The organism is Streptomyces sp. NBC_01669 (assembly GCF_026339735.1).
GTDB lineage: Bacteria > Actinomycetota > Actinomycetes > Streptomycetales > Streptomycetaceae > Streptomyces > Streptomyces yanii.
Window position 1 is genome coordinate 6,666,702 of the sequence record NZ_JAPEQG010000001.1, and the last position, 26,524, is coordinate 6,693,225.

Annotated in this window: 22 protein-coding genes and 1 pseudogene; 15 read left to right on the forward strand and 8 right to left on the reverse strand. The window is 69.5% G+C overall.

Annotated elements, in window-relative coordinates; translation table 11 throughout:
• Positions 1 to 26 precede the first annotated feature (26 nt).
• The 9 genes from ftsW to OG972_RS29875 all read left to right on the forward strand — a co-directional run bounded on the left by ftsW (position 27) and on the right by OG972_RS29875 (position 8,647).
• A complete protein-coding gene (ftsW, locus tag OG972_RS29835) occupies positions 27 to 1,466 on the forward strand; it encodes a putative lipid II flippase FtsW (RefSeq protein ID WP_266986657.1) in 1,440 nt (479 codons plus the stop codon).
• 6 nt (positions 1,467 to 1,472) lie between these two features.
• Positions 1,473 to 2,567: an undecaprenyldiphospho-muramoylpentapeptide beta-N-acetylglucosaminyltransferase gene (murG, locus tag OG972_RS29840; RefSeq protein ID WP_037697089.1), complete on the forward strand. Its 1,095-nt coding sequence runs from the start codon at positions 1,473 to 1,475 to the stop codon at positions 2,565 to 2,567.
• 50 nt (positions 2,568 to 2,617) lie between these two features.
• Positions 2,618 to 3,406 carry a cell division protein FtsQ/DivIB gene (locus OG972_RS29845; protein WP_266986660.1) on the forward strand — a complete coding sequence of 263 codons (789 nt, stop codon included), beginning with the start codon at positions 2,618 to 2,620 and terminating at the stop codon, positions 3,404 to 3,406.
• Between the two features lie 275 nt (positions 3,407 to 3,681).
• Positions 3,682 to 4,896, forward strand: coding sequence for a cell division protein FtsZ (gene ftsZ, locus OG972_RS29850; RefSeq protein ID WP_266986662.1), 1,215 nt, complete (start codon positions 3,682 to 3,684; stop codon positions 4,894 to 4,896).
• A complete protein-coding gene (pgeF, locus tag OG972_RS29855) occupies positions 4,893 to 5,642 on the forward strand; it encodes a peptidoglycan editing factor PgeF (protein WP_266986664.1) in 750 nt (249 codons plus the stop codon). Before ftsZ ends, pgeF begins: the two co-directional genes overlap by 4 nt.
• 6 nt (positions 5,643 to 5,648) lie before the next feature.
• Positions 5,649 to 6,368, forward strand: coding sequence for a YggS family pyridoxal phosphate-dependent enzyme (locus OG972_RS29860; protein ID WP_266986666.1), 720 nt, complete (start codon positions 5,649 to 5,651; stop codon positions 6,366 to 6,368).
• A 126-nt stretch (positions 6,369 to 6,494) separates the two neighbouring features.
• On the forward strand, positions 6,495 to 7,112 hold the full coding sequence (locus OG972_RS29865; RefSeq protein WP_266986668.1) for a cell division protein SepF: 618 nt from the start codon (positions 6,495 to 6,497) through the stop codon (positions 7,110 to 7,112).
• 70 nt (positions 7,113 to 7,182) lie between these two features.
• Positions 7,183 to 7,467 carry a YggT family protein gene (locus OG972_RS29870; protein WP_037697102.1) on the forward strand — a complete coding sequence of 95 codons (285 nt, stop codon included), beginning with the start codon at positions 7,183 to 7,185 and terminating at the stop codon, positions 7,465 to 7,467.
• Between the two features lie 49 nt (positions 7,468 to 7,516).
• The gene (locus OG972_RS29875; protein ID WP_266986671.1) at positions 7,517 to 8,647 is read left to right on the forward strand and encodes a DivIVA domain-containing protein; all 1,131 of its coding nucleotides are present in this window, start codon (positions 7,517 to 7,519) and stop codon (positions 8,645 to 8,647) included.
• Positions 8,648 to 8,930: 283 nt separating this feature from the next.
• Here the strand turns inward: OG972_RS29875 and ileS are convergent, their stop codons facing one another.
• Complete coding sequence (gene ileS, locus OG972_RS29880; protein ID WP_266986673.1) at positions 8,931 to 12,089, reverse strand: isoleucine--tRNA ligase; 3,159 nt, start codon at positions 12,087 to 12,089, stop codon at positions 8,931 to 8,933.
• Between the two features lie 538 nt (positions 12,090 to 12,627).
• Here ileS and OG972_RS29885 point away from each other — a divergent pair.
• From OG972_RS29885 to OG972_RS29900, 4 genes are read left to right on the forward strand one after another with little or no spacing between them, the layout of a single operon-like run.
• Entirely contained in the window at positions 12,628 to 13,473 is an 846-nt protein-coding gene (locus OG972_RS29885; RefSeq protein ID WP_266986675.1) for a TraR/DksA C4-type zinc finger protein, read from the forward strand.
• 58 nt (positions 13,474 to 13,531) lie between these two features.
• Positions 13,532 to 14,146, forward strand: coding sequence for a signal peptidase II (gene lspA / locus OG972_RS29890; RefSeq protein ID WP_266986677.1), 615 nt, complete (start codon positions 13,532 to 13,534; stop codon positions 14,144 to 14,146).
• Positions 14,147 to 14,169: 23 nt separating this feature from the next.
• Complete coding sequence (locus tag OG972_RS29895; RefSeq protein WP_266986679.1) at positions 14,170 to 15,111, forward strand: RluA family pseudouridine synthase; 942 nt, start codon at positions 14,170 to 14,172, stop codon at positions 15,109 to 15,111.
• On the forward strand, positions 15,108 to 15,587 hold the full coding sequence (locus tag OG972_RS29900) for a GNAT family N-acetyltransferase (RefSeq protein ID WP_266986681.1): 480 nt from the start codon (positions 15,108 to 15,110) through the stop codon (positions 15,585 to 15,587). The genes OG972_RS29895 and OG972_RS29900 overlap by 4 nt, the downstream gene beginning before the upstream one ends.
• A 60-nt stretch (positions 15,588 to 15,647) precedes the next feature.
• On the opposite strand, the gene OG972_RS29905 is transcribed toward OG972_RS29900, so the two are convergent.
• Entirely contained in the window at positions 15,648 to 17,969 is a 2,322-nt protein-coding gene (locus OG972_RS29905; protein ID WP_266986683.1) for a hypothetical protein, read from the reverse strand.
• Positions 17,970 to 18,208: 239 nt separating this feature from the next.
• Here OG972_RS29905 and OG972_RS29910 point away from each other — a divergent pair, with 239 nt between their 5' ends.
• Entirely contained in the window at positions 18,209 to 19,795 is a 1,587-nt protein-coding gene (locus OG972_RS29910) for a Na+/H+ antiporter (RefSeq protein WP_266986685.1), read from the forward strand.
• Between the two features lie 53 nt (positions 19,796 to 19,848).
• Here the strand turns inward: OG972_RS29910 and OG972_RS29915 are convergent, their stop codons facing one another.
• A complete protein-coding gene (locus tag OG972_RS29915; protein WP_266990786.1) occupies positions 19,849 to 20,976 on the reverse strand; it encodes a mechanosensitive ion channel family protein in 1,128 nt (375 codons plus the stop codon).
• A 46-nt stretch (positions 20,977 to 21,022) separates the two neighbouring features.
• On the opposite strand from OG972_RS29915, the gene OG972_RS29920 reads away from it, so the two are divergent.
• Positions 21,023 to 21,592 carry a dienelactone hydrolase family protein gene (locus tag OG972_RS29920; protein WP_266986687.1) on the forward strand — a complete coding sequence of 190 codons (570 nt, stop codon included), beginning with the start codon at positions 21,023 to 21,025 and terminating at the stop codon, positions 21,590 to 21,592.
• 58 nt (positions 21,593 to 21,650) lie between these two features.
• Here the strand turns inward: OG972_RS29920 and OG972_RS29925 are convergent, their stop codons facing one another.
• The 5 genes and pseudogenes from OG972_RS29925 to OG972_RS29945 form a co-directional block, all read right to left on the reverse strand.
• The gene (locus OG972_RS29925; RefSeq protein ID WP_266986689.1) at positions 21,651 to 22,634 is read right to left on the reverse strand and encodes a zinc metalloprotease; all 984 of its coding nucleotides are present in this window, start codon (positions 22,632 to 22,634) and stop codon (positions 21,651 to 21,653) included.
• Positions 22,635 to 23,087: 453 nt separating this feature from the next.
• A pseudogene (locus OG972_RS29930) lies at positions 23,088 to 23,357 on the reverse strand (alkaline phosphatase D family protein); the annotation flags it as partial.
• Between the two features lie 91 nt (positions 23,358 to 23,448).
• Entirely contained in the window at positions 23,449 to 24,264 is an 816-nt protein-coding gene (locus tag OG972_RS29935) for a DsbA family protein (RefSeq protein ID WP_266986691.1), read from the reverse strand.
• 42 nt (positions 24,265 to 24,306) lie between these two features.
• The gene (locus OG972_RS29940) at positions 24,307 to 25,038 is read right to left on the reverse strand and encodes a hypothetical protein (protein WP_266986693.1); all 732 of its coding nucleotides are present in this window, start codon (positions 25,036 to 25,038) and stop codon (positions 24,307 to 24,309) included.
• A gap of 66 nt (positions 25,039 to 25,104) precedes the next feature.
• Positions 25,105 to 26,430: a DUF2252 domain-containing protein gene (locus tag OG972_RS29945; protein WP_266986695.1), complete on the reverse strand. Its 1,326-nt coding sequence runs from the start codon at positions 26,428 to 26,430 to the stop codon at positions 25,105 to 25,107.
• Positions 26,431 to 26,524: the final 94 nt, after the last annotated feature.

Sequence of the window (26,524 nt, forward strand, 5' to 3'; positions counted from 1 at the left end):
CACGAGCAGTGGAGGGGACAGCGACAATGCCGGCCGACGAGAGCTCCGCCGCGCACGGCACGGGCCGCCCACGGGAGGCCGCGGGGATCGGCCGGGTGCTCGCCCCACCCTTCCTGGCCGGACCCCCGGCGCCCGTCGGCCTTGCCCTGCGGGGCAGGCTGGCGGGCACCCGGCAGCCCGTCGTACCGCGCTCCAGGAGCCGCGGCGGCTCCGGCCCCCGCGTCCCCCGTGGCGGCGGTGTGCGGCGGCTGTACGAGCAGGCGCGCCGGGCCTGGGACCGCCCGCTGACCGCGTACTACCTGATCCTCGGCGCCGGGCTGCTGATCACCGTGCTCGGACTGGTGATGGTCTACTCCGCCTCGATGATCAAGGCGCTGGAGCTGTCGAAGCCCGGCACGTACTTCTTCCGCAAGCAGTTCCTCGCCGCCCTCATCGGCTCCGGACTGCTGATCATGGCCTCCCGAATGCCCGTCAAACTCCACCGGGCGCTCGCCTACCCGCTGCTGATGGGCACGGTCTTCCTGATGGTGCTGGTCCAGGTGCCCGGGATAGGGATGTCGGTCAATGGCAACCAGAACTGGCTCTACCTGGGCGGCCCCTTCCAGCTCCAGCCCAGTGAGTTCGGCAAGCTCGCCCTGATCCTCTGGGGCGCCGACCTGCTCGCACGCAAACAGGACAAGCGGCTGCTGACGCAGTGGAAACACATGCTGGTGCCGCTCGTCCCGGTCGCCTTCATGCTCCTCGGGCTGATCATGCTCGGCGGCGACATGGGAACTGCGATCATTCTCACCGCGATCCTGTTCGGCCTGCTCTGGCTGGCCGGGGCGCCCACCCGGCTGTTCGGCGGGGTGCTCGCCGTCGCGGGAGTACTGGCCTTCCTGCTGATCAAGACCAGTCCGAACCGGATGTCCCGGCTCAGTTGCATGGGCGTGAGCGAACCCGGACCCGACGGCTCGTGCTGGCAGGCCGTCCACGGCATCTATGCTCTGGCATCCGGTGGATGGTTCGGATCCGGGCTGGGTGCGAGTGTGGAAAAATGGGGCCAACTGCCCGAACCGCACACCGACTTCATCTTCGCCATCACCGGGGAGGAACTGGGGTTGGCGGGGACGCTGTCGGTGCTCGCCCTCTTCGCGGCTCTAGGCTATGCGGGTATCCGCGTGGCCGGACGCACGGAGGACCCCTTCGTGAGGTACGCCGCGGGAGGTGTGACCACCTGGATCACGGTTCAGGCCGTGATCAACATCGGTGCGGTGCTCGGCCTGCTGCCGATCGCCGGGGTCCCGCTCCCGCTGTTCTCCTACGGAGGATCGGCCCTGCTGCCGACCATGTTCGCGGTGGGGCTCCTGATCGCGTTCGCGCGTGAGGATCCTGCTGCGAAGGCGGCCCTGGCCATGCGAAGGCCCGGGGTGAGATGGAAGACGATGAGACGGCGCGGCAAGAAGCGTCCGTCCGGAGAGCGGTGAATTTCGGTGCATGTCGTACTCGCCGGTGGGGGGACCGCCGGCCACATCGAGCCCGCGCTTGCCCTCGCGGATGCCCTGCGCAGGCAGGACCCGAGCGTGGGAATCACTGCCCTCGGCACGGAGCGCGGACTCGAGACCAGGCTCGTACCCGAGCGGGGGTACGAACTGGCGCTGATCCCGGCCGTGCCGCTGCCCCGCAAACCCACCCCCGAACTGATCACCGTGCCGGGACGGCTGCGCGGCACCATCAAGGCCGCCGAGCAGATCCTGGAACGCACGAAGGCGGACTGCGTGGTCGGCTTCGGCGGCTATGTCGCCCTGCCCGGCTACCTCGCCGCCAAGCGGGCCGGGGTGCCGATCGTGGTCCACGAGGCCAATGCCCGGCCGGGACTGGCCAACAAGATCGGTTCGCGGTACGCGCACGGGGTCGCCGTCTCCACGCCTGACAGCAAGCTGCGCGGTGCCCGCTACATCGGCATCCCGCTGCGCCGCACCATCGCCACCCTGGACCGGGCCCGGGTCCGGCCGGAGGCGCGCGACGCGTTCGGTCTCGACCCCAACCTGCCCACGCTGCTGGTCTCCGGCGGCTCGCAGGGCGCCCGCCATCTCAACGAGGTGGTCCAGCGGGTCGCCCCGCTGCTGCAGCGTTCCGGGATCCAGATCCTGCATGTGGTCGGCCCGAAGAATGAATTGCCGCGCATCGACAACATGCCCGGGATGCCGCCCTACATCCCGGTACCGTACGTGGACCGGATGGATCTCGCGTACGCCGCTGCCGACATGATGCTCTGCCGCGCGGGCGCGATGACCGTCGCCGAACTCTCCGCCGTCGGGCTCCCCGCCGCCTACGTCCCGCTGCCCATCGGCAACGGCGAACAGCGGCTCAACGCCCAGCCGGTGGTCAACGCCGGCGGCGGTCTGCTGGTGGACGACGCGGCGCTCACCCCCGAGTGGGTGCAGGGCAACGTCCTGCCGGTGCTTGCGGACCCGCACCGGTTGTACGAGATGTCCCGCGCCGCCGCCGAGTTCGGCCGCCGGGACGCCGACGACCTGCTCGTCGGCATGGTGTACGAGGCGATTGCCGCACGCCGCAACGCGTGAGGCGGACGGGTCCGGGGGCGGTGCCCCTGGACCCGGCATAAGGAGCGAGCGTGGCCGGACCGACGACCGCCCAGCGCGGTGCAGGGCAGCAGACGGACGACCAGGCCCGCCCGCCGCGCCCCACCGGGCGCAGACGGCCCAGCCGCAGACTGCTGCTCGTGATCGCCGTGGCCGCCCTGCTGCTCGCCTCGGGGGTCGTCTGGGCGCTCTACGGCTCGTCCTGGTTCCGGGTGGAACACGTCAGGACCACCGGTGTCGACGTGCTGACCCCCGCGGAGGTGGAGTCCGCCGCGGCGGTGCCGATCGGCGCCCCGCTGGTCTCCGTGGACACGGACGCCATGGCCGGCCGGTTGCGCCAGAAGTTGCCTCGTATCGACTCGGTGGATGTCGTACGGTCATGGCCGCACGAAATCGGACTTAAAGTGACCGAACGACAGCCGGTCCTTTTGGTGAAAAAGGGCGCAAAGTTCATTGAAGTGGACACAAAAGGAGTCCGTTTCGCCACGGTGGACAAAGCGCCCGGGCGCGTACCCCTGCTCGAATTGACACCCGCCCAGTCAGCCAGCCTGCGCCGCTTCGGCAGTGGCCGGCTGGTGCGGGAAGCGGTCCGGGTCGCGGGCGGACTTCCCCGCGCAGTCGCCAAGGACACGCAGGTCGTACGGGTCACCTCGTACGACTCGATCTCCCTGCAACTGACCGGGGGTCGCACGGTGGTCTGGGGCAGCAGCGAGGAGGGGGCGGTGAAGGCAAGAGTTCTCACCGCTCTCATGAAAGCGGCTCCCAAAGCGGGATATTTCGACGTGAGTGCACCCACCGCTCCCGCCGTCTCGGGTAGTTGACGCACATTTGGCCTGGCCAGCACCCTGGTTGGTCAGCGCTACGGGTGATCACATAGGGTGAAAAGAAAAACGGGAGGTTCGGCGTGTTCGTTGAACGTGCGCCACTTGTCGACTTAGTGTCCTGTTCGGAAGAGTCCAAGAAGCAGACACACTGGTAACCCTAAACTTCAACGTTAGGGTTTGGGTCGGCGTCGGACCGTCCCAATCGGCATCCGTCGTCGCGGCGGGACTACCGCGAAGCGACGACACGTAAATCGAGGCGAGAGGCCTTCGACGTGGCAGCACCGCAGAACTACCTCGCAGTCATCAAGGTCATCGGTGTCGGCGGCGGTGGTGTCAATGCCATCAACCGAATGATCGAGGTCGGTCTCAAGGGCGTCGAGTTCATCGCGATCAACACTGATGCGCAAGCCCTGTTGATGAGCGACGCCGACGTCAAGCTCGACGTCGGCCGTGAACTCACCCGTGGCCTCGGCGCCGGGGCGAACCCGGCCGTCGGTCGCAAGGCGGCAGAGGACCACCGTGAGGAGATCGAAGAGGTCCTCAAGGGGGCCGACATGGTCTTCGTCACCGCCGGAGAGGGCGGCGGCACCGGCACCGGCGGCGCACCCGTCGTCGCCAACATCGCGCGCTCGCTCGGCGCCCTGACGATCGGCGTGGTTACCCGCCCGTTCACCTTCGAGGGCCGGCGTCGCGCGAACCAGGCGGAGGACGGCATCGCCGAGCTCCGCGAAGAGGTCGACACCCTCATCGTCATTCCCAACGACCGACTGCTGTCCATCTCGGACCGCCAGGTCAGCGTGCTCGACGCGTTCAAGTCGGCCGACCAGGTGCTGCTCTCGGGTGTCCAGGGCATCACCGACCTCATCACCACCCCGGGTCTGATCAACCTCGACTTCGCCGACGTCAAGTCGGTCATGTCCGAGGCCGGATCGGCGCTCATGGGCATCGGCTCGGCCCGCGGCGACGACCGTGCGGTGGCCGCGGCGGAGATGGCGATCTCCTCGCCGCTCCTGGAGGCGTCCATCGACGGCGCCCGCGGTGTCCTGCTCTCCATCTCCGGCGGCAGTGACCTCGGCCTCTTCGAGATCAACGAGGCGGCCCAGCTGGTGAGCGAGGCGGCACACCCCGAGGCGAACATCATCTTCGGTGCGGTCATCGACGACGCGCTGGGAGACGAGGTCCGGGTCACCGTGATCGCCGCGGGCTTCGACGGCGGGCAGCCGCCCGCCCGTCGTGAGAACGTCCTGGGTGCGGGTGCCGGGAAGCGTGAGGAGTCGGTGCCGCCGGTCCGGGCCGCCGAGCCGATGCGCCAGACGGGCGGGCTCGGTTCCGTCACGCAGCGGGAGGAGCCCCAGGCCCCGGCCGAGTCCGTGCCGGTGGCGAACGAGACCCCGATGTCGCCGGTGTCGACGCCGCACGTCCCGCCGGCCCGTCCCTACCAGGACTCCCAGGCCGAAGAGCTGGATGTCCCGGACTTCTTGAAGTGATAGCTCAGCACCACGCAGTGACCCCGGAGTCATCGGGGTATCGCGCTCACTTCGCCTTCACCGACAGGTGGGGTGGGGTGAGCGCCGCTCCGTACGGGGAACTCAACCTCGGCGGCGCGGTCGGCGACGAACCCGCAGCCGTTCTCGCCAACCGGGAGGCGGCCGCCCGGGGTCTCGGTCTCGATCCGGTGCAGGTCGTCTGGATGAACCAGGTGCACGGGCGGGACGTGGCCGTCGTCGACGGACCCTGGGGAGAGCGTGCGGAGGCCCCCGCGGTGGACGCGGTGGTGACCGCGCGGCGCGGACTCCCCCTCGCCGTTCTCACCGCAGACTGCACCCCCGTACTTCTCGCCGACCCGGTCGCCGGGATCGCGGCGGCGGCACACGCGGGCCGCCCCGGTCTGGTCGCCGGAGTCGTCCCCGCCGTCGTCGAGGCCATGGTCGGGCTCGGCGCGGACATCTCCCGGATCACCGCGCACACCGGACCGGCCGTCTGCGGACGGTGTTACGAAGTCCCGGCGGAGATGCGATCCGATGTCGCCGAAGCCGTTCCCGCGTCGTGGTCCGAGACGAGTTGGGGGACCCCGGCCGTGGATGTCACCGCCGGAGTCCACGCCCAACTCGAGGCCCTGGGGGTGCGCGACCGGCACACGTCGCCGGTCTGCACCCTCGAATCGGGCGACCACTTCTCGTACCGCCGCGACCGCACCACTGGGCGGCTCGCCGGATATGTCTGGTTGGACTGATAGGGCATGACGGACCGTAGGACTCAACTCGCCGCAAATCTGGCACAGGTGGAGGAGCGTATTGCCTCCGCCTGCATCGCCGCCGGTCGCAAAAGGGAAGAAGTGACCCTCATTGTGGTCACGAAGACGTACCCCGCGAGCGATGTGCGGATCCTGCATGAACTCGGTGTGCGTCACGTCGCGGAGAATCGTGACCAGGACGCCGCACCCAAGGCAGCCGCTTGTGCGGATCTGTCGCTCACATGGCACTTTGTCGGACAACTGCAGACGAATAAGGTTCGTTCTGTGGCGAGTTATGCCGATGTCGTGCAGTCCGTGGACCGGGTCAAGTTGGTCACGGCCCTCTCGGCCGCCGCGGTGCGCGACGGGCGCGAACTCGGGTGCCTCATCCAGGTCGCACTCGACGCGGAGAGCGGCGAGCGCGGGGCCCGGGGCGGCGTCGCGCCGGACGGAATCGACGAGTTGGCTGCCGCGGTGGAGGCGGCGCCGGGGCTTCGGCTCGACGGTCTGATGACCGTGGCGCCGCTCGCCGGACCGTACGAGGGACGGCAACGGGCAGCATTCGACCGGCTGATGGAATTCTCATCCCGCCTGCGCGGAAACCATCCGGCTGCGAACATGGTCTCTGCGGGAATGAGTGCGGACCTCGAGGAAGCGATTGCGGCCGGAGCGACACATGTACGCGTCGGTACCGCGGTACTCGGAGTCCGACCCGGGCTCCGGTAACGTCGCCAAGCAAGTCGGACCACAGCAGAAAATATGGTCATTCCCGCCGATGGCGGGCAGGCCTGAGTGGATCGCGGGGCACTTGGCGACAGATGCCGATCCACCACAGAGCGGAGGACTCAGAGCATGGCCGGCGCGATGCGCAAGATGGCGGTCTACCTCGGCCTCGTGGAGGACGATGGGTACGACGGTCCGGGGTTCGACCCCGACGACGAATTCGAACCCGAGCCGGAGCCGGAGCGCGACCGGCGGAGGCATCAGCCCGCGCATCAGGTGGAGCGGGACCGCGAGCGGGACGAGCCGGTGCGAGTGGTGCAGCCGCCCGCACAGCGTGAACCGGTTCAGATCTCGGCGGAGAGCGTGCGACCCGCCCGGATTGCACCCGTGGCATCCATCACACCTGAACGCCCGAACATGGAGAAGAACGCACCGGTGATCATGCCCAAGGTTGTGTCCGAGCGGGAGCCCTACCGCATCACCACGTTGCACCCCCGGACCTACAACGAGGCCCGTACCATCGGGGAACACTTCCGTGAGGGCACTCCGGTGATCATGAATCTCACGGAGATGGACGATACGGACGCGAAGCGACTTGTCGACTTTGCCGCAGGACTCGTCTTCGGTCTCCATGGCAGCATTGAACGGGTGACGCAGAAGGTGTTCCTGTTGTCGCCTGCTAACGTCGATGTCACGGCGGAGGACAAGGCCCGCATCGCTGAGGGCGGATTCTTCAACCAGAGCTGAGAACACGACACCGGGAACAACCCGGCCGCAAGGCCGGAGCTACGAGAGCCAGGGGAGAGGGAAGCGCGAAATGGGCGTCGCACTGCAGGTTGTCTATATCGCGCTGATGTGTTTCCTCATCGTGCTGATCTTCCGGCTGGTCATGGACTACGTCTTCCAGTTCGCACGTTCATGGCAGCCCGGCAAGCCGATGGTGGTGCTTCTCGAGGCCACCTACACTGTCACCGATCCACCGCTCAAGCTTCTGCGGCGGTTCATTCCGCCGCTGCGTCTCGGGGGCGTGGCACTCGACCTGTCCTTCTTCGTTCTGATGATCATCGTCTACATCCTGATCTCGATCGTGACCAGGCTGTGAACGATACGGTCTTGCCGACTGCCGACGACTACGTAGAGGTGAAGAAGAGATGCCGCTGACCCCCGAGGACGTGCGGAACAAGCAGTTCACGACCGTCCGCCTCCGAGAAGGCTATGACGAGGACGAGGTCGATGCCTTCCTCGACGAGGTCGAGTCCGAGCTGACCCGCCTGCTCCGTGAGAACGAGGACCTGCGCGCCAAGCTGGCCGCTGCCACGCGTGCCGCCGCGCAGAACCAGCAGCAGCAAGGTATGCGCAAGCCGGAGCCGCAGGACCGTCCCGGTGCACCGGTGCCCGCCGCCATATCTGGTCCGCCGGTCCAGCAGCAGCCCCCGCAGATGGGTCCGCCCCAGCTGCCCGGTGGTGCTCCGCAGCTGCCCGCCGGTCCCAGTGGTCACGGTCCCCAGCAGCACGGCCCCGGCCCGCAGGGCCAGCACGGCCCCGGCCCGATGCAGGGCGGTCCCATGGGTGGCCCGATGGGCGGTCCCATGGGCCACGCGCCGCAGCAGCAGATGCAGCAGATGCAGCAGCCGCAGATGCAGCAGCCCGGTCAGGGCCCCGGTGGCGACAGTGCCGCCCGTGTCCTCTCGCTCGCGCAGCAGACCGCCGACCAGGCGATCGCGGAGGCCCGTTCCGAGGCCAACAAGATCGTCGGCGAGGCGCGCAGCCGTGCCGAGGGCTTGGAGCGCGACGCGCGTGCCAAGGCGGACGCGCTGGAGCGGGACGCGCAGGAGAAGCACCGCGTGGCGATGGGCTCGCTGGAGTCTGCCCGCGCGACGCTGGAGCGCAAGGTCGAGGACCTGCGTGGCTTCGAGCGCGAGTACCGGACCCGGCTGAAGTCGTACCTGGAGAGCCAGCTGCGTCAGCTGGAGACCCAGGCCGACGACTCGCTGGCCCCGCCGCGGACTCCGGCAGCCGCTTCGCTGCCGCCGTCGCCCTCGCTGGCTCCGGCCGGTGCGGGTGCCATGGGCCACACCATGGGCGGCAACCACGGTGGTCACGGCGGCCCGCAGATGGGCGGCAACCCGTCCATGGGCGGTGGGCCCTCCTACGGAGGCCAGCAGCAGATGTCGCCGGCGATGACTCAGCCGATGGCACCGGTGCGGCCGCAGGCGCCGCAGCCGATGCAGCAGGCGCCGTCGCCGATGCGTGGGTTCCTGATCGACGAGGACGACAACTGAGCGGGTTGCGCGCGCTGAGCGCGTAGCCGTCGGCAGGCTGAGGGCCGGGCCCCGGGGTTTCCCCGGGGCCCGGCCCTTTGCCGTGGGCGGGGGTGGGGGAGCCTGCTGAGCCTGTTCCCCTACGCGCCCCCTTCCGGACTGGGGCTCCGCCCCTGACCCCGCGCCTCGAACGCCGACAAGGCCCCGGTTATGGGGGCGGGGCCCCGGTTTCGGGAAGGGGCGCGTAGGGGAACAGCGAAAGGCCCGGCCGGAACGTGTCCGGCCGGGCCTCTCGTGGTGTGGGTTACTGCTCCGTCTTGCGGAGGCGGAACGTCAGCGCCAGGCCCTCGTCCTCGAACGGAGTGCCGTACGCCCCGTCCGCCTCGCCCTGCGCGTAGTCCAGCGCCAGCACCTCGTCCGCGATGAGCGCCGCATGCTCGGTCAGCGCCTCGACCGTCGCGGGGGACGTGGACGTCCAGCGGACGGCGATGCGGTCCGCCACGTCCAGGCCGCTGTTCTTGCGGGCCTCCTGGATCAGCCGGATCGCGTCACGGGCCAGGCCCGCACGCCGCAGCTCCGGGGTGATCTCCAGGTCGAGCGCGACCGTCGCGCCCGAGTCGGACGCCACCGACCAGCCCTCGCGCGGCGTCTCGGTGATGATCACCTCGTCGGGGGCGAGGGTGACGGTCTCGCCGTCGACCTCGACCGACGCCGTGCCCTCGCGCAGGGCCAGGGAGAGCGCCGCCGCGTCGGCGTTCGCGACCGCCTTCGCGACCGCCTGGACGCCCTTGCCGAACCGCTTGCCCAGCGCGCGGAAGTTCGCCTTCGCGGTCGTGTCGACCAGCGAGCCGCCGACCTCCGAGAGGGAGGCGAGCGAGGAGACGTTCAGCTCCTCGGTGATCTGGGCGTGCAGCTCGGGGGAGAGCGACTCGAAGCCCGAAGCCGCGACCAGGGCGCGGGACAGCGGCTGGCGGGTCTTGACGCCCGATTCGGCGCGCGTGGCGCGGCCGAGCTCGACCAGGCGGCGCACCAGCGCCATCTGCGTGGAGAGCGCCGGGTCGATCGCGGCCAGGTCCGCCTTCGGCCAGGAGGACAGGTGCACCGACTCCGGGGAGTCCGTGGTCACCGGGACGACGAGGTCCTGCCAGACCCGCTCGGTGATGAACGGGGTCAGCGGGGCCATCAGACGCGTGACTGTCTCGACGACCTCGTGCAGCGTGCGCAGCGCCGCCTTGTCGCCCTGCCAGAAGCGGCGGCGGGAGCGGCGCACGTACCAGTTGGACAGATCGTCCACGAACGCGGACAGGAGCTTGCCGGCGCGCTGGGTGTCGTAGCCCTCCAGCGCCTGCGTGACCTGGTCCACCAGCGCGTTCAGCTCGCTGAGCAGCCAGCGGTCGAGGACCGTGCGGTCCGCCGGGGCCGGGTCGGCCGCGGACGGCGCCCAGTTCGACGTGCGCGCGTACAGCGCCTGGAAGGCGACCGTGTTCCAGTACGTGAGGAGGGTCTTGCGCACGACCTCCTGGATTGTGCCGTGGCCCACGCGCCGCGCCGCCCACGGGGAGCCGCCCGCCGCCATGAACCAGCGGACCGCGTCCGCGCCGTGCTGGTCCATGAGCGGGATCGGCTGGAGGATGTTGCCCAGGTGCTTGGACATCTTCCGGCCGTCCTCGGCGAGGATGTGGCCCAGGCAGACCACGTTCTCGTACGAGGACTTGTCGAAGACCAGCGTGCCGACGGCCATCAGCGTGTAGAACCAGCCGCGGGTCTGGTCGATGGCCTCGGAGATGAACTGCGCCGGATAGCGGCTCTCGAAGAGCTCCTTGTTCTTGTACGGGTAGCCCCACTGCGCGAACGGCATCGAACCCGAGTCGTACCAGGCGTCGATGACCTCCGGGACGCGGTACGCCTCCAGCTGGCAGTTCTCGTGCGAGCAGGTGAACGTGATCGCGTCGATGAACGGACGGTGCGGGTCCAGGTCCGACTGGTCGGCGCCGGTGAGCTCGGTGAGCTCGGCACGGGAGCCGACACAGGTGAGGTGGTTGTCCTCGCAGCGCCAGATCGGCAGCGGGGTGCCCCAGTAGCGGTTGCGGGACAGCGCCCAGTCGACGTTGTTGTTCAGCCAGTCGCCGAAGCGGCCGTTCTTGACCGAGTCGGGGAACCAGTTGGTCTTCTCGTTCTCTTCGAGGAGCCGGTTCTTGATGGCGGTCGTACGGATGTACCAGGACGGCTGCGCGTAGTAGAGCAGCGCGGTGTGGCAGCGCCAGCAGTGCGGGTAGCTGTGCTCGTAGGGGACGTGGCGGAAGAGCTTGCCGCGAGCGGCCAGGTCCTCGGTGAGCGCCTCGTCGGCCTTCTTGAAGAAGACGCCGCCGACCAGCGGCAGGTTCTCCTCGAAGGTGCCGTCGGGGCGGACCGGGTTCACGACCGGCAGGCCGTAGGCGCGGCAGACCTTGAGGTCGTCCTCACCGAAGGCAGGGGACTGGTGGACCAGACCCGTACCGTCCTCGGTCGTCACGTACTCGGCGTTGACGACGAAGTGCGCCGGGGCGCTGTCGCTCGGGAAGTCGACGAGGGCGAACGGGCGCTCGTACGTCCAGCGCTCCATCTCGCGGCCGGTGAAGGACTGGCCGGTGAGCTCCCAGCCCTCGCCGAGTGCCTTCTCCAGGAGGGGCTGGGCGACGACGAGCTGCTCCTCGCCGTTGCTCGCGACGACGTACGTGACGTCGGGGTGCGCGGCGACGGCGGTGTTCGAGACCAGGGTCCACGGGGTGGTCGTCCAGACCAGCAGCGCGGCCTCGCCGGCCAGCGGGCCGGAGGTGAGCGGGAAGCGTACGAAGACCGAGGGGTCGACGACCGTCTCGTAACCCTGCGCCAGCTCGTGGTCCGAGAGGCCGGTGCCGCAGCGCGGACACCACGGGGCGACGCGATGATCCTGGACCAGCAGGTCCTTGTTGAAGATCTCCTTCAGGGACCACCAGACGGAGTCGACGTACGACGGGTCCATCGTGCGGTACGCGTCGTCCAGGTCGACCCAGTAGCCCATTCGGGTCGTGAGCTCGGTGAACGCGTCGGTGTGGCGGGTCACGGACTCGCGGCACTTGGCGTTGAACTCGGCGATGCCGTACGCCTCGATGTCCTTCTTGCCGTTGAAGCCCAGCTCCTTCTCGACCGCGAGCTCGACCGGCAGTCCATGGCAGTCCCAGCCGGCCTTGCGGCCCACGTGGTAGCCCTGCATGGTGCGGAAGCGGGGGAAGACGTCCTTGAAGACGCGGGCCTCGATGTGGTGGGCGCCGGGCATGCCGTTGGCGGTCGGCGGGCCCTCGTAGAAGACCCACTCGGGGCGGCCATCGGACTGTTCGAGGCTCTTGGCGAAGACCTTGCTCTCGCGCCAGAAGTCGAGCACAGCGTGCTCCAGCGCGGGAAGGTCGACCTGGGCGGGTACCTGGCGGTACTGCGGCGATGTCATGGGCGAGATTCCTCCGGCGGACGTTTTCCACTTCCGTCGGAGGGACGAGAACCGTGCGGTTCCCGCGGTACCACCCTCCTTGGCCCCGGGTGTGCGCCCGTGGCCCCCTCATTGGGGTCGCGATGCCGGTTCTACTTGCCTTGCGGCGTTCTTCCGACGGCTCCGGGTGATCTTCACGACGCGCTCGCCCCCCGGGCTTCCACCGTCCCCGGGTCGCTCCTGGCTGCGTACGACGCTACTCGTCCCATCCACGCCTCTCGCTGGGCCCAGTGTACGGGCCCGTACGGGCGACGGCCGACCGGTTTATCCGGGGGGCGCGGGCGTGACCCGAATGGCGACACGGGGCGTGCGGAGTCCCGGCGGGGCGTGGAGGGCGGATTACCGGGCGGGGAGCTGGGAACAACGGTTTCAGGCGCGCGCTGATCCGACACGGGGAGGGGCGATTCGGCGGCGTGCCCCGTTGCCGCGGGGCTGGGGCCGATTTATCGTCCCAGCACGATTCGCGTGCAAGATCACAATATGTGAAGGGGCCGCGGCCATGGTGGCGAAGAAGACCGCCGTACAGAAGTCGGCGTCAGCGAGATCCACGGGCGCGGCGGCCGGGGAGACCGACGCAGACGCGGGCACGGAGACCGTCCTGGAGCCGGTTCCGGTGAAGGCCGCGGCGAAGAAGACCGCGGCGAGGAAGGCTGCGGTGAGGAAGACCGCGGCACGGAAGACGGTCGCGCACGAGGCGGACGGAGAGCGAACGGCCGACGGTGACACAGGCGGCGGGCACGCGGCACCTGGCACGAAGGCCGCGGCGAGGAAGAACGCGGTCAAGAAGGCTTCGAAGAAGGCCGCTGCGGCGGCCATGGGGGCGGCCGAGGCCGCCGAGCAGACGGGAGCCCACACGGTGGTAGCCAAGAAGAGCGCAGCCCGGACCCGCACGTCCGGCAAGGACGCGGCGCCGGTGCCGCCCGCCCGGATCGCCGCCGCGACGGCGCCCGGGGATCTGGCCGTACGGCCGGGCGAGGACCCCTGGACGCCCGAGGAGGTTGCGGAGGCCCGGTCCGAGCTGACCAGCGAGGCCATGCGGCTCCGCAGCGAGCTGGAGGCGTCGGGTGCGGCGCTCGCCGGGCTGATGCGCGACTCCGGTGACGGGGCCGGTGACGACGAGGCGGACACCGGCACGAAGAACATCACCCGTGAGCACGAGATGGCGCTCGCCGCCAACGCCACGGAGATGCTGGAGCAGACCGAGCGGGCGCTGGCCCGGCTCGACGCGGGGACCTACGGACTGTGCGAGATCTGCGGCAATCCGATCGGCAAGGCGCGGATGCAGGCGTTCCCCCGGGCGACGCTCTGTGTCGAGGACAAACAGAAGCAGGAGCGTCGCGGCTGATTCAGGGAGGTGTGTCGTACCCTCGTCTTCGGTCAGGAACCTAGGTTGAGGGACTCACGTGGCAGAGGCGGAGCGCATCATCGGTACGCCGGACATCCCTGATGCTGAGGGGACCGGGGGCCCCGAGGACGTGGTACGGGGTGAGCCCGGGGAGACGGGCGCGGACCGGGCCGGGGCCCCCGGCAAGGGCAAGCGGAAGATCATGGTGCTCTTCGGCGTGGCCGTCTTCGCCTATCTGCTCGACCTGATCAGCAAGATGATCGTGGTCGCGAAGCTGGAGCACCAGCAGCCCATCGAGATCTTCGGCCGGTGGCTGCGCTTCGACGCGATCCGGAACGCGGGCGCCGCTTTCGGCATCGGCGAGGCGTTCACGGTGATCTTCACCGTCATCGCGGCGACGGTGATCGTGGTCATCGCCCGCCTCGCCCGCAAGCTCTACAGCCTGCCGTGGGCGATCGCGCTCGGTCTGCTGCTCGGCGGTGCGCTCGGCAACCTCACCGACCGTATCTTCCGTTCGCCCGGTCTCTTCGAGGGCGCGGTGGTCGACTTCATCGCCCCCGCGCACTTCGCCGTCTTCAACCTCGCGGACTCCGCCATCGTCTGCGGCGGCATCCTGATCGTGATCCTTTCCTTCAGGGGCCTGGACCCGGACGGCACCGTGCACAAGGACTAGCAGGGGCAAGGCATACTCGACTGGTGAGTACGTATCCCGAGGTCCGCACCCTGCCCGTTCCCGACGGTCTGGAAGGCGAGCGTGTCGACGCCGCCATTTCCCGCATGTTCGGCTTCTCCCGCACCAAGGCCGCCGAGCTGGCCGCTGCCGGGAAGGTGCTGGTGGACGGCGCTGTGGTCGGGAAGTCCGAGCGGGTGCAGGGCGGTGCCTGGCTGGAAGTGGAGATGCCGCAGGCACCCGCTCCGGTGCAGATCGTCGCCGAGCCCGTCGAGGGCATGGAGATCGTGCACGACGACGACGACATCGTCGTGATCGTGAAGCCGGTCGGGGTCGCGGCCCACCCGAGCCCCGGCTGGACCGGCACGACGGTCATCGGCGGTCTCGCCGCGGCCGGTTACCGGATCTCGACCTCGGGCGCCGCCGAGCGCCAGGGCATCGTCCACCGCCTCGACGTCGGCACCTCGGGCCTGATGGTCGTCGCCAAGTCCGAGCGGGCCTACACGCTGCTGAAGGGCCAGTTCCGCGACCGGGTCGTCGAGAAGAAGTACCACGCGCTGGTCCAGGGACACCCGGACCCGATGAGCGGCACCATCGACGCCCCCATCGGGCGCCACCCCACGCACGACTACAAGTGGGCGGTCACGGCCGAGGGCAAGCCCTCCGTGACGCACTACGACCTGATCGAGGCGTACCGGTCCGCGAGCCTGCTCGACATCAAGCTGGAGACGGGCCGTACGCACCAGATCCGGGTGCACATGTCCGCCCACCGTCACCCCTGCGTCGGCGACCTGACGTACGGCGCCGACCCGACGGTGGCCAAGCGCCTCGGGCTGACGCGGCAGTGGCTGCACGCGGTCCGGCTCGGCTTCGAGCACCCGTCGGACGGCAACTGGGTGGAGTTCGCCAGCAGCTACCCGGACGACCTGCAGCAGGCCCTCGACAGGATTGCGGCGGAAAGCCAGTGACCACCGGAACCCCGGCCCCGTACACCACGCGCACAGCCGTGGACGAGAGCGACCTCGCGGCCTGTTTCCAGGTCCGCAAGGAGGTCTTCGTCGGCGAGCAGAACGTGCCCGAGGAGATCGAGTACGACGCCTACGACGCGGACGCGCTGCATGTGATCGCCGTCGCGGCGGACGGCACGGCGCTCGGTACGGGACGGCTGCTGCACGGCGCGGGCGTGGCCGCCAAGACCGGTGGCGACCTCACCGTCGGCTCGCTCGGACGTCTCGCGGTGACCAGCCGGGCGCGCGGTCTCGGGGTCGGCGCGGCGCTGGTCCGGGCCATCGAGGACGCGGCCCGCGGTCTCGGTCTGGCCGCTGTGGACCTGCACGCCCAGACCCATGCGCTCGGCTTCTACGAGCGGCTCGGGTACGTGGCGTACGGCCCCGAGTTCCCGGATGCGGGGATCCCCCACCGGGCGATGCGCCGCAGCCTGTAGATCACACCGGGCGCCGCTCCGGTCGTACGAACCGGAACGGCACCCTCGCCCACGTCTCCGTCAGCCCGGCAGACCCCAGCGCGTCCAGGCCCCGTTCGACGGCACGTCGCGCGGACCCGGCTCCGGGCGACGCGCGCCGTGCGGTGTGATCACCGCCGTGCCACCGCGTGGCAGGGTGACCGTGATCCGGCCCGGACCGGCGTCCCGCCAGTGCAGCGGGCGCCCGTGCCCGTCCCGTACGTCGATGCGGCCCGTGATCGAGTGCTCCAGGGTCAGCGGGGCGCCGGCCTCGCTGTGCACCCGTACCCAGCGCGTGGCGCCGCCGGCGCGGTCCGCGTCCACCAGGAACGCGCCCTGGGTGCGCAGCGACGCGATCGAGGCGTCCGCCCAGCGCTCCGAGACGGACGGGAAGACCTTCACCACCCCTTCGTGCCCCTGCACCACCATGTCGAGCATCGACTGCGCGGCCGAGAGCGGGGACTCCAGGGCGAGGTTCTTGCCCTCCCGGTACATCGTGTTGACCGTCATCCGGCAGTCCGCGACGACCTTCAGATCCGTGAAGAACGTCAGGTGGTCCAACGCCTTCTCGGGCTCGTCCATGACCGAGTACATGGACGAGGCGGTCGCGTAGCTGTAGCCGTGCCACAGTTGCTGCATGGAGACCCAGTGGTCCATGGAGCGCCGCATCACCTCACGGTCTTCCGCCCGGTCCCAGTTCCGTTCGCGCAGCGGGTAGAGCCAGAGCAGATGCGAGTGGTGCCGGTGCGAGTCGGCGAGCGGGACATCTTTGCCGATCATGACTCCGGCCGCCGGGTCCTCGGCGTACGGGGTGAGCTGGCGCTCGATGTCCTGCCAGCGCTTCAGCCGCGGATCGTTGTTCCGCAGCAGTTTCGCCGAGGCGATGAGAGTGCGCACACCCCAGCGGATGAGCGAGAGGTCGTACGTGCAGTCCGCGGCGTCGGCGTACTCGGGGGAGCGGGTCTCCAGCAGATGCAGCCTGCCGTCCGGGCCCTCGTGCAGGAAGTGCGCATAGAAGTTGATGGCCCTGGCGAGGATCGGGTACACCACGTCGCGCAGGACTCCGAGGTCCATCGAGTGCCGGTAGGACTGCCAGACGTTGTGCAGCGCCCAGGTGAGGTTGCCGAAGTTGTCGGAGATGTGGTCCGAGCCGGGCGCGCCCACGTCGTAGGTGTCGCCGGCGCGCAGCTGCCAGTCGGAGGGGTGGCCCAGCGCATAGCTCTCGCCGTCGCGGTATTCGGCCGGGACGGAGGCCGGCAGGTTGTGCTCGAAGCGGCGGAAGGCGTTTGTCACGGAGTCGAGTTCGGGATGGTTGGAGCCGTGGATCGGTGCCATACCGATCTGGACGTTGAGGTTCCACCAGACCGCGGTCCAGTTGTTGCCGATCTCCGGGAACCACGGACCCCACTCGGAGATCGTCGGTCCCTCGGCGCGGGTCGACGCGGCGAGCTTGTAGAGCTGGATGAGGTAGAAGCTCTGCAGCCGCTTGTCCGGTACGGAGAGAAAGCTGCGCCGGTAGTACGCGTGCCACCAGCGGCGGTGACGGTCCACCAGTTTCTCCGGACCGACGGTGAGCGTACGGTCCACCGCACGTAGCGCCTCGTCCGTCGCCTCCGTCACCTGGCCGGGGAACCGGTACACGAGGTGTGCGGCGAGCAGCCTGCCGGTCCCCTCGCTCCGTTCGCGCCAGGTGATGCTCCAGCCGCCACCCGCGAGCAGCGGCTGCTCGACGAAGCCGTCGCCGACCCGGGGGTCGGGGTTGGGCGTGTAGTCCGCCGGTTTGCCGCTGCTGCGAGTGGTCGCGGCGCGCAGCCACTGGAAGGACCAGGCCGCGGACTCCTCGCCGGGGGTGGGCCGGGTGGAGATCAGCAGGGCGCCGGTGTCGTTCTGCACGAGGGCGGAGAAGGTGAGGGAGCCGCGGGTGGTGGTGACGGTGCCGCGCAGCTCGGCGTCGTACGGGTCCAGCGTCCAGTCGACGTCCGTGATCTCGCCGGCGAGGGTCAGAGTGAAGTAGCCGATGGGGAGCCGGGAGAAGCCGATGCCGCCGCGCCACTGGCCGCGCTGGTCCTGCACCTGGCTGTGACTGATCATCAGCTTCAGGGTGTCGGCGGTCCTTCCCGCGTACAACTGGGCGCCGAGGTAGCCGTTGGCGAGGAAGGGAGCCTCCTGCCAGCCGGCCGGGAGCCGGCGCCAGGTCAGGGCGGCATCGCGGACGGTCTGCTCGTACGGGTCGGTGTGCGGGCTGCCGGAAGCTGCGGGGGCGGTGCCGGGTGCGGCCCAGGCGGTACGGGATCCGGCGAGCCAGAGGGCGGTGGTGCCGGCCGCCGCGGTGCCCACGAAGTGCCTTCGGGAGAACTCGGTCACGGTCTCTCCAGTCAGTCATATATGTGGTGGGGATTCTCGTCCCTGAATCGCGCATGTTGCATACTGCCCGCCCGGTGGAGGTGACGGAAGAGGGTTGACCGGGGAGACATCGGATCAATGGATGGTCAAGACGGTGAGAAGGAGGGGGTGTTGTCCGCTTTACGGACATTGCGTGGCACGCTGGAACCACTGATCGACCGACCACCGGGTTCCGCTCGGCATGCTCCGGAAGGCACATCGTGGACCAACTGGCACTGCTCCTCCTGCTGTTGCTCGGAGCCGTGGTCATGGTGCCACTGGGGGAACGTCTCGGGCTGCCCGCCCCGGTGCTGATGACGCTCGCCGGAGTCGGCATGGCGTTCCTCAGCTTCGTGCCGAATGTGGACATCCCGCCGGAGATCATTCTTCCCGCGCTGCTGCCGCCGCTGCTCTACGCCTCCGCGCAGCGCACCTCCTGGCGGCAGTTCGCCGCCAATAAACGACCGATCTTTTTGCTGGCCGTGGCACTGGTCTTCGTGACGACGGCAGCCGTCGCCGCCGTCGCCAACGCGATCGTCCCCGGGCTGCCCCTCGCCGCGGCCGTGGCCCTCGGCGCGCTCGTCGCCCCGCCCGACCCGGTCGCCGCGACCGCCGTCGCGGGATCGCTCGGGCTGCCGCGCAGGCTCGTCTCCATCCTGGAGGGCGAGGGACTGTTCAACGACGTGACCGCGATCGTGCTCTACCACGTGGCGATCGCCGCCGCCGTGAGTGGCACCTTCTCGCTGCCGGAGGCCTTCGGGCTGCTGATCCTCTCCGCCGTGGTCGCCGTGGCCGTCGGTCTGGCGGTGGGCTGGCTGACCATCAAACTCATGGGACTGCTCGGCGATGCGACGCTCCAGGTCGGGCTGACGCTGCTGGTGCCGTTCGTGAGCTATGTGCTCGCGGAGGAGCTGATGGGGTCGGGCGTGCTCGCCGTGCTCACCACCGCGCTGTTCCTCGCCGAGCACACCGCCGACGCGGACGACGTGCTGGGCCGGCTCACCGGCCGCAGTTTCTGGGAGATCGTCGACACCCTCGTCACCGGCGTCGCCTTCGGCCTGATCGGTCTCGAACTGCACAACGTCTTCGGCACGTCGCACGGACACGGCTGGCAGATCGCCGGCTGGGGCCTGGTGGTGGTCGCGGTCGTCGTCGGCGTACGGCTGCTGTGGCTGCTGCCCGCCACCTGGCTGGCCAAGCGGCTGCACACCCGCCGTGACTACAGCGAGGAGATCCCCACCAGCTGGCGCGAGACCGTCGTGATGTGGTGGGCCGGGATGCGCGGGGTGGCCTCCGTCGCGCTGGCCCTCGCGATCCCGCTGGAGACGGACGACGGGAAACCGTTCCCCGGCCGGGACGAGATCGTCTTCATCGCCTTCGTCGTGATCATGGCGACCCTGGTCGTTCAGGGACTCACCCTGCCGTGGCTGGTACGGAAGCTCGGCGTCCGCGCCGACACGGGCGCGGAGGCGGCACTGGAACGGGACCTCGCGATCCGCGCCGCGAAGGCCGCGAGGCACCGGCTCAAGGAGATCGAGGAGGTCGAGGAGTTCCCCGAGGAGGTCGTGGAGCGGCTGCTCCGGCTGGCGTACGACGTGGGGGCGCGGATCAGCCCCGACATGGTCGACGAGGACCGGCGGGAGGCGTACGCGAAGCGCGCCGAGCGGTTCCGGGCGGTCAACCGGGTGCAGCGCGAGATGATGTCCGCCGCCCGGCACGCGGTGCTGTCCGCGCGCAGCGAGCCGGGGACGGACCCGGAGGTGGTCGACCGGGTGCTGCGGCAGCTGGACGTACGCAGCCTGCGCTGACTCGGGCGCCCCCGCGGCCGGTGCTTCCGGCCGGTGCTCCGGGCCCGCGTCACTCAGCCGCGGCCGGTCCGGGGCGCCACCTCGTGCGTATCGGACGGCTTGGCGTCGTGCGGGTGGGGCAGATCGGGCCACTGTCCGCCCGGGGGCAGCGCCGCGGGCGCCGTCGCGACCCGCGGCAGCGCGTACGGATGATGGTCGCGCAGCCAGCCGATCAGCTGCTCCCGGACGGCGCAGCGCACCGTCCAGATGTCGTCCGCGTCCTTCGCCGTGACCACCGCGCGCACTTGCATCGTCGACGGAGTGGTGTCCGTGACGGCGAGGGACCAGTCGCGGCCGTCCCAGGCACCGCACTCGCCCAGGATGTCCCGCAGCTGCTCACGCATCGCGGCGACGGGGGCGCTGTGGTCGAGGTGGAAGAAGACCGAACCGGTCATCTGGACGCCGCCGCGCGACCAGTTCTCGAACGGTTTGCTGGTGAAGTACGAGACCGGCATCGTGATCCGCCGCTCGTCCCAGGTCCGTACCGCGAGGAAGGTCAGCGTGATCTCCTCGACGGTGCCCCACTCGCCGTCCACCACCACCGTGTCGCCGATCCGCACCATGTCGCCGAAGGCGATCTGCAGCCCCGCGAAGAGGTTGCCGAGCGTGGACTGGGCGGCGATGCCCGCGACGATGCCGAGGACACCGGCCGAGGCCAGCATCGAGGTGCCGAAGGTCCGCATCGCGGGGAACGTCAGCAGCATCGCGCCGGCCGCCACGGTCGCCACGATCGCGGTGACCACCCGCTGGATGAGTGTCACCTGCGTACGGACCCGCCGCACCCGCGCCGGATCGCGGGTGTTCGCCGCGTACCTGGCGTACACGGAATCGACGACCGCCGTCGCGATCCGGACCACCAGCCACGCCGATGTCCCGATCAGCACCAGCGTCAGGACCTGGCCGATCGCGGCCCGGTGGTTCATCACCATGTCGAGCCCGGTATGCGTGTAACTGCCTCTCAGCAGCGCCGTGCAGAGCACCAGCAGCAGCGGGATCCGGCAGCGCCTCAGCAGACCCCACAGCGGTGTGTCGGGATGCCGGGCGTCGGCGCGCCGGAGCAGCACATCGACCCCCCAGCCCACCAGCAGCGTGAGCACCACCGAGCCACCGACCGCGACCAGCGGACGCAGTATGTTCTCCATCCCGTGGTTCTCCATGCCGTCGACCGTAGCTGGCACCATTGCTCCCATGAACATCATGCTTTTCCACTCGACGTACGGGCTGCGCCCCGCGGTGCACGCGGCCGCCGCCCGGCTGCGCGGCGCAGGGCACGAGGTGCACGTGCCCGATCTCTTCGACGGGCACACGTTCGAGACCGTCGAGGAAGGCATGGCCTTCAAGGACGAGCTGGGCAAGGACGAGTTGCTCAAGCGCGCCGTGCTGGCCGCCGCCCCCTATTCCGAGCGCGGTCTCGTCTACGCCGGCTTCTCCTTCGGCGCCTCCACCGCGCAGACCCTGGCACTCGGTGACGAGAAGGCGCGCGGGCTGCTGCTCCTCCACGGCACGTCGGACATTGCGGAGAACGCGGAGGTCGACGAGCTGCCCGTGCAGCTGCATGTCGCCGACCCCGACCCGTTCGAGACGCAGGACTGGCTGAACTCCTGGTATCTGCAGATGCAGCGGACCGGCGCCGATGTGGAGATCTACCGGTACCCCGGCGCGGGCCATCTCTTCACGGACCCGGAGCTGCCGGACTACGACGCGGCGTCGGCCGATCTGACGTGGAAGGTCGCCCTCGGCTTCCTCGCGACTCTGTAGACGGACGGGGCCCCGCACACCGTGACGGCGTGCGGGGCCCCTCGTCGTGACGCCGGGATCAGGCGCGGTAGGCGGTCCAGCTGTCGCTCATCCGCTGCACCTGGCCCGCGGTGAACTGGTACATGCACGAGTCGTAGGTGTAGTCCATGAAGTTGTGGATCGGGTCGACCCCGGTCTTGTTGGTGCAGGTGTCGCGTCCGGTCGGGCACGCGAACGCGGCGCTCTTCTCGGCGGGCGTGTCGGACACGTAGTCGCCGTTGCCGTTACAGCCGCCCTGGAACGTGTGGTAGAGCCCCATCCAGTGGCCGACCTCGTGGGTGGCGGTGTCCCCCTCGTTGTAGTTGGTGGCCGAGCCGCCCGGCAGCGAGGTGTCGAGGATGACCACGCCGTCCATGCTCGGGCTGGAGTTGTACGAGCTGGGGAAGGTCGCCCAGCCGAGCAGCCCGCCGCCGAGGTTGGCGGTGTAGACGTTGAGCGCGTTCTTGCCACCCTTGCGCAGGGCCGTCTTCATGTCCTTCTCGGCAGAGGAGCCCGAGGAGAGGTTGTACCAGGTGGCGTTGTCCGTGTAGTCGGTGCCGGCCAGCGAGAACTGGAAGCCGGAGTTGGTGTTGCCGGTGCCCTGGCCGCCGTATGCCGCGTTCAGCACGCTCATCTGGCTGCTGATGTCGCCGGAGGTGAGCTTGCCGGTGGTGCCGGAGTGGATGACGTGGAAGTAGACCGGGATGGTCGCTCCGGCGGCGAGCGTGGCGCCGCTGACCCGGCGGTCCGCGAGTCTCGCCTTGAGCTGCGTGTCCATGGCCTTGGCCTGGGTCGCGGTGAGTTCGTTGGGGTCGGAGGCGTGCTGGGTGCCCGAAGGACGGGCCTCGCGCGCGGTGGCGTCGGTGCTCGCGCACTTCTCCGCCGAGGCGGAGGCGGTGGACACCTTGGCGGCGGCCGCGCCGGAGGGAGCGGAGAGCGGTGCCAGGGCCAGGGTTCCGGCCAGGACGGCGATGCCGATCGCACGGTGACGTATACGCGGCGATATACGGGCAAGAGTGCGCACGAGTACTCCTCGCTGAAGCGTGGGGGAGGGATTTCCTCACCTGCCGCCGGGAGATTACGTGCGCATGTCACATCTTGAGGAGCGCCGATCAAGCCCAATCAACTGTGGAACAAACCGGGGAAACGGGAAGAAATAATTCTGTCCGTTCCAGAGTTTGAGACCTGGACGTAACGTAGTGCGTTACCCCGGCGGGTGGTGTGTCCCCATTGGATCCAGGGAACACGCCACCCGCCGTAGCGATGTAATACGCCGTCAACATGGCCTGCCGTGGCCGAAACCAGACGTTTCAGCGCACCGGGCGGTCCACCCGCTCGACCTTCTGCGTGCCGCCGAGTGTCCGGTACGAGCGCGTTCAGGCGGAGCTCGCGTCCCGCTTCGTCTTGTCGGAGACCACGTAGTAGTCCATCTGCGAGCGCTCGGCGGTCACATCCAGGACGCCGTAGCCGTGCGAGTCCATGTCCCGTGCCGGGTCCGGTGGTCGGCAAGGGTGAGGATCTCGTGGGTGGGCTCGTGCTGCCGTACGACGAACTTCGTGTCCGGGTAGCTCCCCGACGCGTACTCGTAGATGCAGTCGCCGAGATGGAGGACCGCGTCGAGATCGGCTCGGGCGGCGAGATGGCGGTACGGGGAGAAGTAGCCGGACTCCCAGTTGGCGCAGGACACCACATCGAAGCGCACCCCGGGTACGGCCGTGCCGGGAGCGGGAGCCGTTCGGGTGCGGCCGGCCGATCAGAGGTCACCCGACAGGCTCTAAGGCGAACGGGCGGGCGAACAAAGGAAGTTCGCCCGCCCATAGGGAAACCGTTGCCGGTCGTCAGCCCTTCAGCGCCTTGGTGATCGCGGTGTTGAAGTCGGCCACGCTCATCGGAGCGTTCTCGCTGCCCTCGCTGGTGAGCGTCTTGCCGTCCATCTTCAGCGTCGGGGTGCCCTTCACGCCGCTCTTGTCGAACGTCGCGGACATCTTCATCGCCCAGTTGTCGTACGTGCCGTCGTTGACGTCCTTCTGGAACGCCTTGTTGTCCTTCAGCTCGTCCACCGTGTTCGCGACCTTGATCAGGTACGAGTCCTTGGCGAACTTGTCGTCGGACTCCTCCGGGTGGTACTTCGCGGAGTAGAGCGCGTACTTGTAGTCGAGGAACGCCTGCGGGCTGACGTCGAGCGCCGCGCCCAGCGCGCTGAGCGCGTTCTTGGAGCCCTCGCCGTTGTCGCTGTTGTCGATGAACGTGGCGCCGATGTACTTGACCTTGTACTTGCCGGCGTCGACGTCCTTGTGGACCGTCTCGCCGACCGCCTGCTCGAACTGGGCGCAGATCGGGCAGCGCGAGTCCTCGTACAGTTCGAGGGTCTTCTTGGCGGTCGACTTGCCGATCACGACGGTCGTGCCGTCGGTGCCCGACGTGTTCTTCGGCGCGGTGACGTTCTTCGCGTCGGCCGCCGCCTCCCAGTGACCGGGCTTGTTCAGCTGCATCACGCCGTAGCTGACGCCGCCGGCGATCGCCAGCACGGCGACCACCGAGACGCCGACGATCACCTGCTTGCGGACCTTGTCCTTCTTGGCCTGGCGCTCGCGCTCCGCGCGCAGCCGCTCGCGGGCGGCTGCCTTGTTGGCCTGGCTGTTGCGCTTGCTCATGGTTGTTTCTCCGTGGTGTGGGGTTGTCGGGGATGTCCGGGCTCAGGCGGTGGCGCAGGCCGAGCGAGGCGGTCCCCTCCGTCCCACGGAGTGCACGAGGAGGCGGGCGTGCGCGAGCAGGTGCGGGCGGTACGGGGCGGGCCCGGCGGCACGCCGTACGGAGCGGCGGACCGTGCCCGCCACGGCGACCGCGATCAGCAGCGGCCGGAACGCCGTGGCGGCGACTGCTCGCAGCAGACCGGCGAGCGCGGACTCGCCGCGTCGCAGCCATGCCGCGGCCAGCAGGCCGACCGACACATGGGCGGCCAGCAGCAGCCACGGCACAGCGGGACCGGGAGAGGCCAGCAGGGCGGCGGCGCCATGTCCGGCACCGGTCACCGAGGCGAGCGGGGTGCCGACCGCGCCGACCGTGCCGAGCTGCGCCCCACCGGCATCGACCTCGCCGCCGCCGCACAGGACATCGACGCCGACCGAACGCAGCGGACCCGCGATCGGGCCGCCCGCCGCTCCGTAACAGAGGTGCTGGCCGGTGGTGAAGACCGTGTCCGCGGCCAGCTCCAGCGGCACCAGCAGCCCGGCGATCGCGCCGAAACCGCGCTCCCGGCCGGCCAGCGCGTACGCCGCGGCGAAGACCAGACCGGCCAGCCCGCCGACCACGGTCAGCGGCAGTGGGACCTGGGAGAGCAGCACATGGGACGCAGCGGAGAGCGTCACGACGAGCGCTGTGAATAGCGCCGCGCGTACGACTCTGAGCTGCGTCCCGGATATGTCCATCGTCCGAGAGTGTGCCATGTGAACCTGTCAGCGCCGCCTAAAGGGGGTGTGGCATCACGAGGAGACCTACAGCCCCGGGATGCGGCCGTTGCGGAAGAGGTCCACGAAGATCTGGTGGTCGGCCCGTGCCCGCGCCCCGTAGCTGTGCGCGAAGTCCACCAGCAGTCCGGCGAAGCCCTCCTCGTCCGCCGCGATCGCCGCGTCGATCGCCCGCTCCGTGGAGAACGGCACCAGCGAGTGGCCGCTCTCGTCGTCCGCGGCGGAGTGCATCGTCGCCGTCGCCCGGCCGAGGTCGGCGACGACCGCCGCGATCTCGTCGGGCTCGTCGATGTCGGACCAGTCCAGGTCCACCGCGTACGGCGAGACCTCGGCGACCAGCTGACCCGCACCGTCCAGCTCGGTCCACCCCAGCCACGGGTCGGCGTGCGCCTGCAGGGCGCGCTGGGAGATGACCGTGCGGTGCCCCTCGTGCTGGAAGTAGTCGCGCACGGCCGCGTCGGTGATGTGCCGGGAGACCGCCGGGATCTGCGCCTGCTTGAGATAGATCACCACATCGTTCTCCAGGGCGTCGCTGTTGCCCTCCAGAAGGATGTTGTACGAGGGCAGCCCGGCCGAGCCGATGCCGATGCCGCGACGGCCGACGACGTCCTTCACCCGGTACGAGTCGGGGCGGGTCAGGCTCGACTCGGGCAGCGTCTCCAGATAGCCGTCGAACGCCGCCAGCACCTTGTAGCGCGTCGCCGCGTCCAGATCGATCGCGCCGCCGCCGTCCGCGAACCGGCGCTCGAAGTCCCGGATCTCCGTCATCGAGTCGAGCAGCGAGAACCGGGTCAGCGACCGGGCTTCGTGCAGCGCGGTCAGCAGCGGGCCCTCAGCGGTGTCCAGCGTGAACGGGGGCACCTCGTCGTTCTTCGCGCCTGTTGCGAGCGCGTGGATCCGCTCGCGGTAGGCCGCCGCGTAGACCCGGACGAGCTCACTGATCTGGTCGTCGCCCAGCGCCTTCGCGTACCCGATCAGCGCGACGGAGGCGGCGAACCGCTTGAGGTCCCAGGTGAACGGGCCGATGTACGCCTCGTCGAAGTCGTTCACATTGAAGATCAGCCGGCCGTTCGCATCCATGTACGTGCCGAAGTTCTCCGCGTGCAGATCGCCGTGGATCCACACCCGGCCGGTCCGGTCGTCCAGGTACGGGCCGCCGTGCCGCTCCCGCTCCAGGTCGTTGTAGAACAGGCACGCCGTGCCGCGGTAGAAGGCGAACGCCGAGCCTGCCATCTTGCGGAACTTGACCCGGAAGGCAGCCGGATCGGCGGCCAGGAGCTGGCCGAAGGCGGTGTCGAAAACCTCGAGAATCTGCTCCCCGCGCTGCGCTGCGCCGGTCTGCGCTTCCGACATTTCTGGGTGCCTCCTGGTACCTGGCGTGCATGACAAACGGGACGGGCGTCTCCGTCCCCTCAACGCGCGACGGTACCCGGGAGTGCCCCTCGGT

Coding starts and splice junctions, on each gene's coding strand:
- OG972_RS29945 (WP_266986695.1), bottom strand. CDS start 26,430: ATGTCGGAAGCGCAGACCGGCGCAGCGCAGCGCGGGGAGCAGATTCTC.
- OG972_RS29870 (WP_037697102.1), top strand. CDS start 7,183: ATGGGCGTCGCACTGCAGGTTGTCTATATCGCGCTGATGTGTTTCCTC.
- OG972_RS29920 (WP_266986687.1), top strand. CDS start 21,023: ATGAACATCATGCTTTTCCACTCGACGTACGGGCTGCGCCCCGCGGTG.
- OG972_RS29865 (WP_266986668.1), top strand. CDS start 6,495: ATGGCCGGCGCGATGCGCAAGATGGCGGTCTACCTCGGCCTCGTGGAG.
- OG972_RS29940 (WP_266986693.1), bottom strand. CDS start 25,038: ATGGACATATCCGGGACGCAGCTCAGAGTCGTACGCGCGGCGCTATTC.
- OG972_RS29875 (WP_266986671.1), top strand. CDS start 7,517: ATGCCGCTGACCCCCGAGGACGTGCGGAACAAGCAGTTCACGACCGTC.
- ftsW (WP_266986657.1), top strand. CDS start 27: ATGCCGGCCGACGAGAGCTCCGCCGCGCACGGCACGGGCCGCCCACGG.
- OG972_RS29935 (WP_266986691.1), bottom strand. CDS start 24,264: ATGAGCAAGCGCAACAGCCAGGCCAACAAGGCAGCCGCCCGCGAGCGG.
- ileS (WP_266986673.1), bottom strand. CDS start 12,089: ATGACATCGCCGCAGTACCGCCAGGTACCCGCCCAGGTCGACCTTCCC.
- OG972_RS29885 (WP_266986675.1), top strand. CDS start 12,628: ATGGTGGCGAAGAAGACCGCCGTACAGAAGTCGGCGTCAGCGAGATCC.
- OG972_RS29860 (WP_266986666.1), top strand. CDS start 5,649: ATGACGGACCGTAGGACTCAACTCGCCGCAAATCTGGCACAGGTGGAG.
- OG972_RS29915 (WP_266990786.1), bottom strand. CDS start 20,976: ATGGAGAACATACTGCGTCCGCTGGTCGCGGTCGGTGGCTCGGTGGTG.